Source organism: Priestia sp. AB (assembly GCF_028369225.1).
Lineage (GTDB): Bacteria > Bacillota > Bacilli > Bacillales > Bacillaceae_H > Priestia > Priestia megaterium.
In genome coordinates, this window is sequence record NZ_JAQMYN010000004.1 from 516,013 (window position 1) to 530,392 (window position 14,380).

The window sequence follows — 14,380 nt, forward strand, 5'->3', positions numbered from 1 at the left end:
CCTACTATTCATACCTAATACTTCCTAAATATTTAACACCATTAATTTCGTTATCACTCTTTTTATTGTGCTGAAAATCATAAATTAAAATCATACTGTTGAAACCATCAGGCAAATATTCTCGATATTTTTCAACAAAGTTAGGAATTACTACATCATCATATGAACAGCCTTCCAATAGGTGTGAAAGCTTACGCATGTCCTGATTTGCATAATGAGCTTCGCTAAAATCTTCGTCAAAGTAATCAACTTTAAAGTCCTTTTCAAATTGTGAGGGTATAGCATCTCCATCTTCCGTATAAGCAACCAACAGATATTTTTCTAGCTCTTCGCTAGTGGAAAACTTACCAATCCATAAAGATACATAACCTATCTGTTCCATACAATCCCTCTTTCAAAAAAACATTTCTTACATTACAATCATTCTTTATACTTTAACTTTATACGAATTGAACATCAATTAGCTCACTTAATCTCATTTTGTTCTTTAAATCAAACACGTCATCAATAAAAACAAATAGCTCACCTAAGGAATCAACAAACTGAATAAATCCTGTCTCTGTTATAGATTGGTCTCTCTTATAGTACGTAAGTTAGACTTGTTTATTTGTGTGTAAGGCTTCAACCCTTGCCACTCTAGGTGTATAGCTTTAATAATTTTTGGCGGGGCAAATTGTTCGCATCATTTGTCTCAACAAAATATTCTAATTGCCATTTTTGTGTTTCCAAAGCTTGTTTGCTAGTTGGTTTATCCCATATCGGGTACACTCTAATTGCCATCTTGCCTTTTGTGGTAGCCGTTTTAAGAATTTTTTGTTTTAAAAGAACTTCTTTTGGAAAAATGAATTGTCCAAATCTATTTGTACTAGTAAAGGTATTAATAACTAATAGATCGGTAGCTTTTCCATACGAAAAGGCTTGGTTTTTATGAGCCGCATCTTTTTCCAAAAAGGATACAAACTGCCCTACCTTATTAGGTGTAGTTTTCGCCACCCTAAATCGTACGGATTTTGAATTTAACTGAAAGATACCAGCGCCATAATCTGAATTTTGAGTTTCTTCTCGAATAGCTTTTATAGCGAAGTGATTGGGTTTATAAAAGTTCTCATTTACATAGGTTAACGCCTCATAAAATTTCATTGTTTTTACCTCTTATGTTTATAGGCTTCTTCAATTAATAGTAAGTGGTTTGTATTTCTTTCCTCGAAATTGCGTCTAAATATCTTAAATATTCCAAAATGTTATAGCAAAGCTATCCTCGTCTTATAACACCTCTTGATCCCTTAAGCGTTACTTCCTCCCCTTAATATAGTTAATGTGCACATATTAACCTCATTTTTTTACTCTTGTTCGCGATCTCTTTGTATTACTGAAATACTTGGAGGTTCAGTTGAAACCACATCAATTATATGATTTAAAGCATGTATTCCATAGTGTTTAAACGGGCCAGGATGTATATCATCAGCTATGGTACCAACTTCAATAAAATCTAGATATCTAGACTTTGAATAAACTGCAAAAGCGCTTCCTTTATACATTTCATACTCATCTATTACAGTAAAACTTTCGTTTCTAACAGAGTATGCAATGTACCAATCAAATGTAAGTCGAATTATAGGAAGTGAGTAATCCACATCAATAGAGGCATACGAAGAAGGATACAAGTGAAGAAAAGAGAAGAAAATATCAGAGAGATTTCATTGCCTTGTTAGCAATTGGATTAATCGTTTATTTTATGTAACATACTATAATGTATAGAATTATTACTCACATGGAGGAGGAGCAGCATGATTCGAACAATAGCTATTACACAAGACCTACACATCAAAGAAGATATACCCCTTGATCACTTGTCTGATCCTTCAATTAAGTGGTTTTGGGTAGACCTTGCCTCTCCATCTGAGGAAGAAGCAAAAGTGTTAGAGACGTTTTTCCACTTTCACCCTTTAGCTATTGAAGATTGTCTTCACTTATTACAACGCCCTAAACTTGATTATTATGAGGGTTACAGCTTTTTAGTTCTTCATTATTTAAATAACAACACGTTAGATGTTGAAGAAGTAGACTTATTTATTGGAGAAAACTATTTAGTGACCTTTCACTTTAAACCGGTAATCAGTATTGAAACAGTACGACAACGCCTTTTACAGCATCCTAGTGGATTTAATAAAGGAGTGTCCTATATTGCTTATGCGGTTCTAGACCAATTAGTGGATGATTACTTCCCCATTGTGTATGAAATTGAGGATAAATTAAATGAAATTGAAAGCAGAGATGCCAAAAAATCAATTGCTTTACTGATGAATGATGTTTTTGATATCCGAAGTGATTTATTAAAGCTCAGAAAAACCATTCTTCCTATGCGTGACTTGCTATATCGCATTATTAATTCTGAACGTTTACATATACCTGCAGAGCAAAAAGCCTATTTCAACGACATCTATGACCACTTGATAAAATTAACAAGTATGGTAGAAGCCAATCGAGATATGACATCAGATATGAGAGATAATTACCTTTCAATTAACGCTAATCGGATGAACTCCATTATGATGACATTAACGATTATTTCCTCTATTTTCATCCCCCTTACATTTGTCGTAGGGTTATATGGGATGAACTTTGATCATATGCCAGAACTTCACTGGCACTACGGGTATTATATTGTTTTAGGAATTATGGCTTTAATGACAATTGGCATGATTCTCTGGTTTAAACAAAAAGGCTGGTTTAATGTAAATAAATAACCTCAACAATATGCTGACGTATCTTCCAAAAATGCTTAGTTAAAAGCAGCCCTAAAGAATGGGGCTGCTTTTTAAGATTTCCAATAATTATGAATAGGTTGACCAAAGCATATATTTAAAATAGATTTTTAACCAATAAGAATCTTTTCTTCTGCATACCGAATTTTAGCTTGCTTATTTGAGCGAATTGCAAGTACGAACCCAATAGTAAGAGGACCTACTCTACCAATAAACATCATAACCGTAATGAGAATTCGGCCGATAGGACTTAAGTCGCCTGTAAAGTTAGCACTTAATCCAACTGTTCCAGAAGCAGAAAACGTTTCAAACAAAAGAGTAGACATATCTACACCTTTTTCTGTAATTGTAAGTAGAAAGAAAATAATAGAAACAAAAATAATTCCAGAAGTAGCAATAGAAAAAGCTCTATAAACAAGTGATTTAGGAATTCGTCGTCGAAAAACATTAATCTCTTCTTTATTTGTCAATACTGACCATAAAGCAAACAATATTAAGACAAACGTCGTTATTTTGATTCCACCACCTGTCGAACCTGGCGCTGCTCCAATAAACATAAGCCCCATCATATACACTTTTGAAGGTAATGTGAGCGCCCCAATATCCACGGTATTAAAACCAGCAGTACGAGGAACTACTCCCTGAAAGTATGCTGCCCACCATTTATCGCCCATGCTCAATTCACCTAAAGTATGAGGATTATGATATTCTAAAGCAAAAATAATCAGTGTGCTTACGACATTTAAGAGGATAGTTGAAACTAATACAATTTTAGTGTGAAGAGAAAACTTCCTTATGTTTCGTTTTCGAAAAATATCTGCAATGACAAAAAATCCAGTCCCTCCTATTATGAAAAGTGACGTAATCATAATATTTACGGTTGGATCTCCTACCCATTTACTTAAATTATCTGGTTCCAAACCAAATCCTGCATTGTTAAAAGCAGAGACAGAATGGAATATGCCATAATAGATTGCTCTTCCCCAGCTCATTTCTTGCGACCAACGAATAGCTAGGATAAGGGCTCCAATCCCTTCCACAGCCAATGTAATTAGCACAACACGTTGGACTAATGCAATAACGCCTTGTAGCGAAAAAGCATTTAGAGATTCCTTAAGTATTAGCCTTTGTTGTAATCCGATTTTTTTACCTAGCACAATAAACATGAGTATACCAATAGTCATGAATCCCCAGCCACCAACTTGGATGAGCACAAGCAAAATGAGCTGTCCAAATAAAGTAAATGTAGTCCCCGTATCTACAACAGCTAGTCCGGTTACACATACAGCAGAAGTGGCTTCAAAGAGAGCATCAATAAAGCTTAAATGATGTCTATCACTCGTGGCAGCAGGAATCATTAATAAGCAGGTGCCGAGTAATATTAATCCTAAAAACCCGACGAACAAAATACTTGCAGGTTCCAGATGCTTCACTTTATGTTTTTTACGTGGCTTAGAAATTATCATATTACATTTCCCTTCAAAATATTTTGAGTAAAGATTTATTATATATCATACCCATTTATTTCAAAAGATGGTCATTGCTTTTATTGCCTTCAGTGCTTACGGTAAAATCCATTGTGTAAACTAATTTTTGTATATGATATATGTTTGATTACACTCAATATTTAATTAAGAGAACATAAAAAAAGAGCACATCCAAAAGGTTTGCTCTTTTTTATTGTTTAAATCTTACGCTGTTTGTACTCATTTCTTTTCTACTGCTTTTTGTTTCGTTATATAAGCAGCAGCTAAAAAAAGAAAGAACCACTTGTTCTTTGCCAAAGGCAAACAGAACGTTCCTTTTTTAACATTGCATTTTATCAGTTTATGTACTATTTCATTTAGTATCTATATTGCTGTTAGTTTTCAAGGATTTGCACCTTAAGAAATATTTATATATAAAAAAAGAAACCCTTGTCTATATAGACAAGGGTTTTCAAAATTTATTGGAATTGGGGAATACGTTATTAGTCTGGCCAGATTTGTAGATTCATATACATATATCTTCAAAAATAAATCTTGTATCCGACTATAATTTTATAAAATAACTTTAATATTTATCATAATCTGTTATGTAAATATTAAAGTATTTTATATATTATTAATATTTTGTCATTTATACTTAATGACGACAAATATGAACTTTTTCGAACTTTATTATTTTCTATTAATTCACGAATCACAATATATAGATGTCTGAAAAAATAAAGAAGGTAGAAGATTTTATGCGTGAAAAGTGGGTTCCTGAAGGAGCTGATTCAGGGCATCGTGTGCAATGTATCAGCTCCTATAAAATTAAAACATGCTCCCATAATCCTAGCTTTCCCTTTGCTGGAATAAATTCATCCAGCATCTGCATATCCTCAACTACCCAAGCATAACCTCCCACTATAAAGTTCCCCATAAAATAGTCATTCCCTGATACGATTCGACCATCCTCCAGAATCGCCCATGTCTCATTGTTTTCAGTTACCTTCAAACAATCTACAAGTTTGCATACAGCAATGATCTGGCCAGTTGGAAGATTCTCTGGTGTGTATCCGTGCTTACTAAGCAACGACTTTATGGCTATATGGTTAGAGGCGTCTTTATCTATTTTTTTACTTGTGTGAATGGCAAGTGGCCCCCGATAATTCGTTCTCCATGACCTTGTTTCATATGTTGCCTCTCTAAGGACAAAAAGGCTTGCCCACGGCTGGATCATTGATAAAACCTTCATTCTGACAGCCTCCAATCTATAGAAGTTTATTCTGATTATAGAGTGTCCCTTTAAAGGAATATTATGAGCAAAAGGCAGAATATCAGTTCACAGAGATCTAATTTATGAGGCATGAGTCATGACCAGTGATCATTAATATCATATATTAATCAGCGAACTATTTTTGTTGGGTTTTACAAACTCACTAGATGTGATTGGGCACGAACTTACACATGTAGTGACCCAGTTCACAAGCGGGCTAGAATATGAAAAGCAGCCTGGACCTTTAAACGAGCAGATTTAATGTGGTTTTTTATACCAATTGTGGAAGTTTACGTAACGGAAGGAATTCAACTGGTGAATCGATTCAACTAGGCGTAAGTAAAATTAATATTTATAGTGATATGAAGTATGCATATTTTACAAAAGCACGCGAAACTCTAAGTACTACCGAATACTGGGATTCACTTTATTTTCCGAAAAGCCAAACAAAAAGCGTTTGTCAGGTTGAAGGGTGCAATGGTAAACACAAGAGTTTAGGTTATTGTTCGAAGCATTATAAACGATTTAGAAGTCATGGAGATCCTTTTTTAGTTGCGCCAACGCACGGAGAGATTAAAAGGTTGTATTATAATATACACAATAGAAAATCTCCATATTTGCCCATAAAAAAAGTAAAGGTTTAACCTTTACTTTTAACAAGATACTTTATCATTTACTTGTAATAGATGATATAGCAGCATAGATTTGGAAAACATAAAAGTAAATATGGCTCTGGTGTGAAAAATTCAAAGTGCTTGAAAGTAAATTGAATTTTTTACACCAGAACCAGATAGATGATTAACTTCTTCATACTATTTGAGATTAGACTTGCCCATTTCTTGTTTGCTTCTAAATAGAAGTACTAAGTTCTCCTTTTCTATTTTTTTTTATCCATTAAGGTTTTTGCAGCTCTTAACGCTAAAAGATAGCTGTCAAAGCCAAAACCGCAAATTTGTCCCTGGGCAATTTCCGCAAATACAGAATGATGTCTAAATTCATCTCGGGCATGAATATTAGACATATGAATCTCAATAAACGGGACTTCAAGAATGTCCAAAGCGTCTCTTAATCCATAACTATAGTGGGTCCATGCACCAGCATTAATGATCACTGCATTCACTTTATCAAAATACCCTTGATGAATTCGATCAATCATTTCACCTTCTGAATTTGTTTGAAAAACCTCTAATTCAAGTCTCAGCTCTTTAGCTAGTTGAAACATACTCTCATTAATTTCATCAAGAGTAATAGATCCATAGATTTTAGGATTTCTTTTTCCAAACATATTATGGTTTATCCCATGCAACATCAGTACTTTCCCCATCATAATCACTCCAATGCTATTTAAAATAGTTAGTCTTCCATCCATGGATATACAGTTAATGCTTCTTCAACGGAACCTTCTTTTGCCTGGATCAGTTCCAGATTTAAACCATCCGGAAGCACCACCCAATTATGTCCTTTAGGTAATTCGATAACATTCCATTTATAAACTTCTTCCATAGCAGCCTCTAAATCTTCCACCATGATTCCTAAATGCGCCAGTCTTCCTTCGACACCTGAGAAGTTAGGGTCTGCGATCAGTTGAACTCCACCAATAGTCCATATTTGTCTAGGGTTATCTTTTCCCCCATCTATTTTACGAATCGGCATATTTAATGCCTCTTTAAAAAAACGAATGTACCATTCAATATCCTTTACACGAATAGCTGAATGTTCAAGATATGCTTTTTTCTGATAGGCCAAATTTCAGTCATCCTTCCTTATCAAGAATTTATGTATTTTTCCATCCAAGTTTCAATCCCTTTTACGTTCGCAACCAAAGCTTTATTAACTGGTGTTGCGACATTACTTTTCTCTCCCCATCGGACAATTGCTCCATTGATATAATCGATTTCGGTTTTTTGACCTTTTTCAAGACTTTGCAGCATAGACGTTTTAAATTCATATGGTAATCCTGCTGCTGCTTTCAACCAAATATCTTCGGGGTCCTCTGTTGATAAAATAATGCCGTTTGCTTTAGCAACATTTATACCCTCTAAAATAGCTTCAAAAGCACAATCTCTAATTTCAGGAATTTGGTATAAATCTCCATATGGTAATTTCGTAATACCACATAAAGCCCCCGTTGCCACATTAATTAAAAGTTTGTCCCAAATCATTCCTGTGGTATTACTACTAACCTCTGTTAATAACCCACATTTTGTCAATATATCTGCGACTCTCTGAATCCTTTTTGTTTTTTCGCCATTCATCTCACCAATAAAAGTAATCTTTCCCTTTGTTCCGGCAATCACATGTCCTGGTCCAAGTAATACGCCGCCAACATAAGTTTTTCCACCGATAACACGATCGTTGCCGATAACCTCGGCAATAGTTTCCTCATTTCCAAGACCATTTTGCAATGACATGACCAGTGTATCTTCCCCAATAATGGATGAAGCATTTTCAATCGCATTTCTTGTATGAAAAGACTTCACCAATACTATTACAAGATCCACTGCTCCAATTCCCTCACAGTTTGTTTGGGCATTTACCCTAACAGCCCTATCATTCGTTCCATCCCTAAGAATCAGCCCCTTTGTATTGATTGCATTCACATGATCAGCCCGTTGATTTATTAAATAAACATCTTGCCCTCCCTCCGCCAGAGTGCCACCAATGGAACTTCCTAAAGCACCTGCGCCAAGTACACAGATTTTCATTTATCTCACTCCTTTGCATTGTTTAATTTTCAAAAAACTTTAATATATGCTGTGCCACCACGCACAATTCTTTATTTTGATTGTAAATTTCAACCTTGGCATATGACTTCAATGATTCTTGATTAACTTCAGTAATCGTATATACAGCTGTAACTGTATCGCCAAAATATACTGGTCTTGTAAAACGTAAACGATCGTAGCCATAGGACACACTTGGCATTTCTGATCTCGCTTGGGTTTGAATTAATGTTGATGCCGTACTTCCAAGTGCAAAAGTTAATACCCCATGTACAATCCGTGTTTTATATGGCGTTGTTTTCATAAATTCTTCATTCATATGCATTTGACTAAAATCCCCGGTAATCCCAGCAAACAAATAAACATCTGATTCACTAATTGTCTTGGTATAAGAAACCGTATCTCCTACTTCAAAAGGAACTTTCTTACTCATAATCTTCCTCCTAGCAATGATTTAATATAGTATGAACAAATCTCTTATAATTCCATTTTATCCCAATCACTTTTAATTCCCATATCATCTGCAAAAAATAATCTGCTATGCATTTCTTTTAAGTCAGCAGAAATTTGAGGTCTAAATGACATTTTCTCAATGATTTGAGTTTCTATATCAATTCCAGGTGCGACTTCACATAATTCCAGTCCGTCTGTTGTTAAGCGGAAAACGGCTCTTTCGGTGATATAGAGAACTTCTTGCCCTCTTTTTAATGCATCCCTTCCATTAAAAGTAAGCTCTTCAAGTTGAGGAAGAAGTTTCTTAAATCGGCCTTCTTGTTCAATTTGCAGCTTACCTTTTTCAATCTTCGTTTTAAGGCCGCCGGCTGTCAGTGTTCCACAAAAAACAATCTTTTTTGTATTTTGACAAATATCTATAAACCCGCCTGTTCCCATGATTTTCCCATTAAATTTATGCACATTGACATTTCCTGCTTGGTCCAGTTCTGCAAAGCTTAAGAAGCAGACGTCAAGACCACCGCCATCATAAAAGTCAAACTGTGAAGGCATATCTAACAATGCATGGGTATTGATGCTTGCTCCAAAGAAAATGCCTTGTGCGGTGACACCGCCGATTGGTCCAGTTTCCACCGTTAAGGTAAATTGTTCATCAACACCTTCTTCACGAGCTACACTTCCAATTCCATCGGCAATTCCAACACCAACGTTTCCCACATTTCCTGGTTTAACTTCAAACAATGCACGCCGAGCGATCATTTTTCGATGATTAAGCGGAAGCCGGGTAACTTCACTTGTTTCCGCGATATAATCTCCCGACATAAAACGATTAACTCCACCCGTGTACAGCTGTGATTGTTCTTCATCAACAACGACAATATCGACGTTGTAGCCTGGAATTTTTATCGATTTTGGATGAAGAGTATTTGACTTTACTACCCTTTTTACTTGTGCAATAACAAGCCCTCCATTGTTATGGACAGCCTGGGCCATCGCTAAAGTATCCAGATACGCAATTTCATCTTCCATACTGATATATCCTTCACGATCTGCAGTTGTTCCGCGGATAATGGCAACATCAGGTCGAATCGCTGGATAGAACAGCCACTCTTCACCATTAATTTCCATTAATTTAATAAGATCTTCTTTGGTACAATCATTTAGTTTTCCACCCTTTTGCCGTGGGTCAATAAATGAACCTAAGCCAACATGAGTTAATATTCCAGGATGTCCAGCTGCAGCAGCTCTAAATAATTGACAAAGTACGCCTTGCGGGAAATTATATGCTTCGATTTCATTATTTTCAGCCATTTCACAGAGTCTAGGGGATTGTCCCCAATGTCCTCCAACTATTTTTCGTACTAGTCCCTTTTTGGCAAGTGGTGACATTCCTCTGTCCGCCCGGTCGCCTAATCCTGTTGTATGGATAAACGTTAAATCCTTTGGCAAGTGTGTTTCTTCATATCTTTTTGACAATGCTTCTATAAGCTTAGTAGGCTCTAATAGACCCCCACCAGCTCCACAGATAGCAACTATTGCTTCATTTGGGATATACTTTACAGCCTCTTCAGCACTAAGTACTGTCACTAAATTCCCCTTTTTCTTTGGCTTTTCCAAGATAGTCACTTCCTTTCTATTTTTTGAAACATTTGTTCCTTTACATAATCAACGGGCATTTATTCACATGCCCAATCCATTGATTGCTTTACAGCCAACAGATTCAGCCATTTCAGGCAATTTCATTTTTCGGGGATTATATATAACGTCTGAAACGATTAACTCTGGACGAAGCCATGATGAGTCTAGGATTATACTCTGTCCTTCAAGAGGATTCGCCCCAACCCCGGTTGCATTTGTTAAAATATCACTGCTTCCAATAGACGATCTAAGAAGTTCTGTATCTTCGATATGATGAACCGTTGCCTTACAATTACCATCGATTTCATTGTTAATAATGTCCGCATTTTTTAAAGCCCGTAGATATGATTCATCCTCCCGGTTGAAAATGTGAATTTCAGATGCACCGTCAATAGCACATTGAATCGCTACAGCGGAGCCAGCACCTCCCGCGCCCATAAGTGCCATTTTCTTTCCTTGAATGCCTACACCACTTTCCTTTAATCCACGTACATACCCTATACCATCTGTGTTATAGCCAATTAATTTTCCATTTTCATTCACGACGGTGTTTACCGCACCAACAAATCTTGCAGCTGGTGTTACCTCATCTAAGTAAGGTAAAATTTTCATTTTGTTAGGCTTAGACACGTTAAAACCACGCATGTTTAGTGCACGGAATCCTGCCAATACATCTTCTATTTGTTGATTCGCCACTTCAAAAGCCATATAAACGTAGTTAAGACCTAGTTTACGAAATGATGTATTATGATCACCGGTGATAAAGAGTGTCCAATGGGGGTTGCAATTAATCCTATTAATTGAGTTCTTCCATCAATTCGTCCTTGATCTGCCATAAAATAACTTCCTTATATTATCCTTATTTTTAATACCTAATTTAGATTAATCTAACTTCTTCATAACCAATACCTATGAAAACGATTACAATTTGATCATTTGAAAAACTTAATTAAATATGAACTTACTGCCTTTTGAAATCATTTTATTATACGTTGCAATCAATAATCCAATTGGTAATTATTATTTACTTATAGGTTTTGCCTATAATTTATCAAAACAAAGTGTATTTATTACTAATGAAACAGGGAGAGCTAATTATAACAGTTTACCTTTGTTATAATTAGCTCTCTTTTAATTACTATTTCAATCAAATTTGCTGATTATTATTTTCTATGATAAAGTCTCGAAACTGTTGAACAATTGGAGGCAAATATCTGTTTTTTCTAACTGCCATGTAAATATACTGCTGATAAATAGGCTCTTTAGTAGGAAGGATTTTTATATCAAAATAGTTCAATGTGGAAACAAGCGGAAGAATCCCAATACCTTGATTTGCTTCGACTAAACCTATCAATGCATTATCTTCTGCTACCTCACAAGAAATTTCAGGGACAATCCCTGCTCCTGCAAACAATTTATCTAAAATCGGTCGCAGGCCACTATTTTTATTAAAGCAGACAAGCTTGTAACCTGCGATATCTTTTAATTCAACAAATTCGCGTTCTGTCAGTGGATGATTCTTATTAGTGATTAACACGATCTCTTGTTTGGCAAGCGGTAGCAATTCAATATCTGGTTCATTTTCAATGTTAGTACAAAACGCAATATCATAATTTTCTTCCTTGAGACCTTTAATGACCATTTGTGTTGTCCCCTGATAACAGGAAAAAGCAATTTCCGCATTAGAGTTTTCATTTACAAACTGTTGAATCAATGACGGTACAAAATTGGTTCCCAATGAATAAATAAAAGCAAGGTCGATTACACCAGAGGTTGTACTTATCAATTTTTGAAGGTTTCTCTCCCCCTTTTCAATTTCAGTTAGCCCTTTCTCAACATACGGTAAAAACGATTGTCCAAATTTGTTTAACTTTACATTACGCCCTTTTCTTTCAAAAAGCTTAACACCTAACTCTTTTTCAAGTTCTGAAATAGCTTGGCTAAGACTGGGCTGTGTAATAAATAGCTGCGAAGCTGTCCTTGTAAAATGTTCCGTTTTAGCTAATAATCGAAAATATTGTAATTGTTTAAGATTCAAACGTGCCAATCCCTTTCAAAAGGATTAATCTCACAAAAATATGTTATTAATCACTTTTTATTTTTTCTCTTCTCTTTTTATTATTTTACTATGATGTTTCAAATACAATAAATTTTCACTAGATTGATCTAAAGTGGTTCTTTATTAACATAAAAATCAAATCTCAATATGTAATTAAGTAGATTTGATGCTATCTGTAAGAACAAAAAAAACACAAACCACTATATATGGTTTGTGTTTTTGGAGCTAAGAAATAGCATTAAAAGAAAGATTGTGTAATAACATAGTAACAATTTAACGCTTTAAAGAATTATTGTATTCATAAAAATTGTACAGAAAATATATAAGCATTTAATGTTAACACATTTTAAATAATGTAATCTTTATTAAAGACACAAAATGAAAGTTTTTTATTTTCAATTTTATTTATCTTATTAAAAATACATTAACGTTACATACTTGTAATTTTTCTATTATTCCTTTTTTCTTTTTCATGCCTAAAAGAAAAAAAGGAAAGTTAGGATATATTTTTTGCTTAGTTTGACAACTATCTTATTTTTAATATTATTTTCCCTTTCGCCCTTCCTGACTCCGCATATTCCATCGCTTTTTGAGCATCTTTAAAAGAAAAGACCTTATCAATTATAGGTTTGATTTTACCAGTCTCAATAAAATTTGCGATTATACGTAGTTGTTCTCCACTTGGCTTCATAAACAAAAACGTATATTGAACATTATGCTTTTTTTCAAGCCCAGTAAGTTTATGACTTGCTGCTGAAAACAACAACGTCTTAAAAAAACCGGAACCATATTCTTTACCAAAACGAGCATTCGGTAAACCCGAAACGGAAACAAGTTTTCCTCCGTCTTTTATAATACCAAATGATTTTTCGAGTATCTCGCCCCCAAGTGTATCGAATACTGCATCATAGTTTTTCAGTATTTCCTCAAATTTTTCTGTCTTGTAATTTATAATTTCATCTGCACCAAGAGATTTTACTAAATTCGCACCAGCTTCACTGGCAGTCGTTGCAACAGTGGCACCCATTAATTTAGCCAGTTGAATAGCAAAGGTACCGACACCACCAGCACCAGCTTGAATTAAAATCCTTTGTCCCTTTTTTAATTGCAAAATGTCTGTTAGCGCTTGATAGGAGGTTAACCCGACCAGTGGAATCGATGCTGCTTCTTCAAAGTTCAAATTTTTAGGTTTTAATGCGATATCATCTTCATGAATAGCGATATATTCAGCAAAAGTACCGATTTTACTCTTACGTGGACGTGCATATATTTCGTCACCAGCTTTAAAACGAGTCACTTTTGCGCCAACCTTTGCAACGACACCAGAAAAATCATTCCCTAAGATAAGAGGCATCTTATATTTAACTAATAATTTCACTTTCCCATCGCGTATCTTAAAATCAATAGGATTAATACTAGCTGCATGAATTTCCGCGAGTATCTCATACTCACCAATTTCAGGCGTGGGCATTTCCGCCAAATGCATTGGAACTTTCCCATACCTATCAATAACCATTGCTCTCATAGCCTATACCTCTAAATAACGTGTGTTTAAATTTCATCATTTCTATAAAAGTTCTGCATGAACTTATCAATATCTAACATAAGCGTTTTTAATAAACCTAATTCTGTACGTACATTGATATAATAAAAGTTTTTTGTCCCTTCCTTACGCATTAAAATGACACCAGCATCTCGTAAAACCTTCAGATGATGGGAAACAGCAGGTCGAGAAAGATGGGTTTGTTCAGTGATCTCACCTACGCGTAATCCTGTTTGACAATCCGTCCCCATTAGAACTAACAAGATCGATTGACGTGTTTCATCACCAATTGCTAATAGTACTTTTTGACAATTAATAAAATCTTCTTTTATCATATTTAGTTGGTCCTGTTTATTCATTCGTAAAATACCTCTAATAATCAGTTTAACGGTTTAAGTTGATGAACCATATAACTGAATACAACAATATACTATTGTTATGTTAGGTGCAATATTGA

At 34.9% G+C, this 14,380-nt stretch carries 14 protein-coding genes and 2 pseudogenes; 2 read left to right on the plus strand and 14 right to left on the minus strand.

The annotated features are described in order from the left end of the window. Positions 1-4: 4 nt before the first annotated feature. The 3 genes from POF52_RS16020 to POF52_RS16030 form a co-directional block, all read right to left on the minus strand. Positions 5-382: an immunity 22 family protein gene (locus POF52_RS16020; protein ID WP_075421885.1), complete on the minus strand. Its 378-nt coding sequence runs from the start codon at positions 380-382 to the stop codon at positions 5-7. Between the two features lie 254 nt (positions 383-636). Next, the gene (locus tag POF52_RS16025) at positions 637-1,140 is read right to left on the minus strand and encodes a MepB family protein (protein ID WP_271993411.1); all 504 of its coding nucleotides are present in this window, start codon (positions 1,138-1,140) and stop codon (positions 637-639) included. 200 nt (positions 1,141-1,340) lie between these two features. Beyond that, the gene (locus POF52_RS16030; RefSeq protein ID WP_271993412.1) at positions 1,341-1,538 is read right to left on the minus strand and encodes a hypothetical protein; all 198 of its coding nucleotides are present in this window, start codon (positions 1,536-1,538) and stop codon (positions 1,341-1,343) included. Positions 1,539-1,787: 249 nt separating this feature from the next. Here POF52_RS16030 and corA point away from each other — a divergent pair, with 249 nt between their 5' ends. After that, positions 1,788-2,747: a magnesium/cobalt transporter CorA gene (corA, locus tag POF52_RS16035; protein WP_271993413.1), complete on the plus strand. Its 960-nt coding sequence runs from the start codon at positions 1,788-1,790 to the stop codon at positions 2,745-2,747. Positions 2,748-2,875: 128 nt separating this feature from the next. On the opposite strand, the gene POF52_RS16040 is transcribed toward corA, so the two are convergent. Next, entirely contained in the window at positions 2,876-4,231 is a 1,356-nt protein-coding gene (locus POF52_RS16040; RefSeq protein WP_271993414.1) for a TrkH family potassium uptake protein, read from the minus strand. Positions 4,232-5,054: 823 nt separating this feature from the next. Beyond that, complete coding sequence (locus POF52_RS16045) at positions 5,055-5,486, minus strand: ASCH domain-containing protein (protein ID WP_074895520.1); 432 nt, start codon at positions 5,484-5,486, stop codon at positions 5,055-5,057. 172 nt (positions 5,487-5,658) lie between these two features. Between POF52_RS16045 and POF52_RS16050 the strand changes: the two are divergent. Then, positions 5,659-5,766, plus strand: a pseudogene (locus POF52_RS16050) (M4 family metallopeptidase); the annotation flags it as partial. Positions 5,767-6,384: 618 nt separating this feature from the next. Here POF52_RS16050 and aroQ read toward each other — a convergent pair. The 9 genes and pseudogenes from aroQ to POF52_RS16095 all read right to left on the minus strand — a co-directional run bounded on the left by aroQ (position 6,385) and on the right by POF52_RS16095 (position 14,291). After that, positions 6,385-6,831 (minus strand): type II 3-dehydroquinate dehydratase, encoded by a 447-nt coding sequence (gene aroQ / locus POF52_RS16055; protein ID WP_042452500.1) that lies wholly within the window; start codon positions 6,829-6,831, stop codon positions 6,385-6,387. 29 nt (positions 6,832-6,860) lie between these two features. After that, positions 6,861-7,253 carry a VOC family protein gene (locus POF52_RS16060; RefSeq protein ID WP_271993415.1) on the minus strand — a complete coding sequence of 131 codons (393 nt, stop codon included), beginning with the start codon at positions 7,251-7,253 and terminating at the stop codon, positions 6,861-6,863. Positions 7,254-7,273: 20 nt separating this feature from the next. After that, on the minus strand, positions 7,274-8,212 hold the full coding sequence (locus POF52_RS16065; protein ID WP_176584477.1) for a ketopantoate reductase family protein: 939 nt from the start codon (positions 8,210-8,212) through the stop codon (positions 7,274-7,276). A gap of 22 nt (positions 8,213-8,234) precedes the next feature. Beyond that, on the minus strand, positions 8,235-8,663 hold the full coding sequence (locus tag POF52_RS16070; RefSeq protein ID WP_013084300.1) for a MaoC family dehydratase: 429 nt from the start codon (positions 8,661-8,663) through the stop codon (positions 8,235-8,237). A 44-nt stretch (positions 8,664-8,707) separates the two neighbouring features. Beyond that, on the minus strand, positions 8,708-10,270 hold the full coding sequence (locus tag POF52_RS16075; RefSeq protein ID WP_271993416.1) for an acyl CoA:acetate/3-ketoacid CoA transferase: 1,563 nt from the start codon (positions 10,268-10,270) through the stop codon (positions 8,708-8,710). A 96-nt stretch (positions 10,271-10,366) separates the two neighbouring features. Then, positions 10,367-11,157: pseudogene (locus POF52_RS16080) on the minus strand (quinate/shikimate dehydrogenase); the annotation flags it as partial. A gap of 311 nt (positions 11,158-11,468) precedes the next feature. Next, on the minus strand, positions 11,469-12,359 hold the full coding sequence (locus POF52_RS16085) for a LysR family transcriptional regulator (RefSeq protein WP_013084303.1): 891 nt from the start codon (positions 12,357-12,359) through the stop codon (positions 11,469-11,471). A gap of 547 nt (positions 12,360-12,906) precedes the next feature. Beyond that, a complete protein-coding gene (locus tag POF52_RS16090) occupies positions 12,907-13,905 on the minus strand; it encodes an NADP-dependent oxidoreductase (RefSeq protein WP_271993417.1) in 999 nt (332 codons plus the stop codon). Positions 13,906-13,931: 26 nt separating this feature from the next. Continuing rightward, complete coding sequence (locus POF52_RS16095) at positions 13,932-14,291, minus strand: ArsR/SmtB family transcription factor (protein WP_042452505.1); 360 nt, start codon at positions 14,289-14,291, stop codon at positions 13,932-13,934. Between the last annotated feature and the right edge of the window lie 89 nt (positions 14,292-14,380).

Coding starts and splice junctions, on each gene's coding strand:
- POF52_RS16020 (WP_075421885.1), bottom strand. CDS start 382: ATGGAACAGATAGGTTATGTATCTTTATGGATTGGTAAGTTTTCCACT.
- POF52_RS16025 (WP_271993411.1), bottom strand. CDS start 1,140: ATGAAATTTTATGAGGCGTTAACCTATGTAAATGAGAACTTTTATAAA.
- POF52_RS16030 (WP_271993412.1), bottom strand. CDS start 1,538: ATGTATAAAGGAAGCGCTTTTGCAGTTTATTCAAAGTCTAGATATCTA.
- corA (WP_271993413.1), top strand. CDS start 1,788: ATGATTCGAACAATAGCTATTACACAAGACCTACACATCAAAGAAGAT.
- POF52_RS16040 (WP_271993414.1), bottom strand. CDS start 4,231: ATGATAATTTCTAAGCCACGTAAAAAACATAAAGTGAAGCATCTGGAA.
- POF52_RS16045 (WP_074895520.1), bottom strand. CDS start 5,486: ATGAAGGTTTTATCAATGATCCAGCCGTGGGCAAGCCTTTTTGTCCTT.
- aroQ (WP_042452500.1), bottom strand. CDS start 6,831: ATGGGGAAAGTACTGATGTTGCATGGGATAAACCATAATATGTTTGGA.
- POF52_RS16065 (WP_176584477.1), bottom strand. CDS start 8,212: ATGAAAATCTGTGTACTTGGCGCAGGTGCTTTAGGAAGTTCCATTGGT.
- POF52_RS16070 (WP_013084300.1), bottom strand. CDS start 8,663: ATGAGTAAGAAAGTTCCTTTTGAAGTAGGAGATACGGTTTCTTATACC.
- POF52_RS16090 (WP_271993417.1), bottom strand. CDS start 13,905: ATGAGAGCAATGGTTATTGATAGGTATGGGAAAGTTCCAATGCATTTG.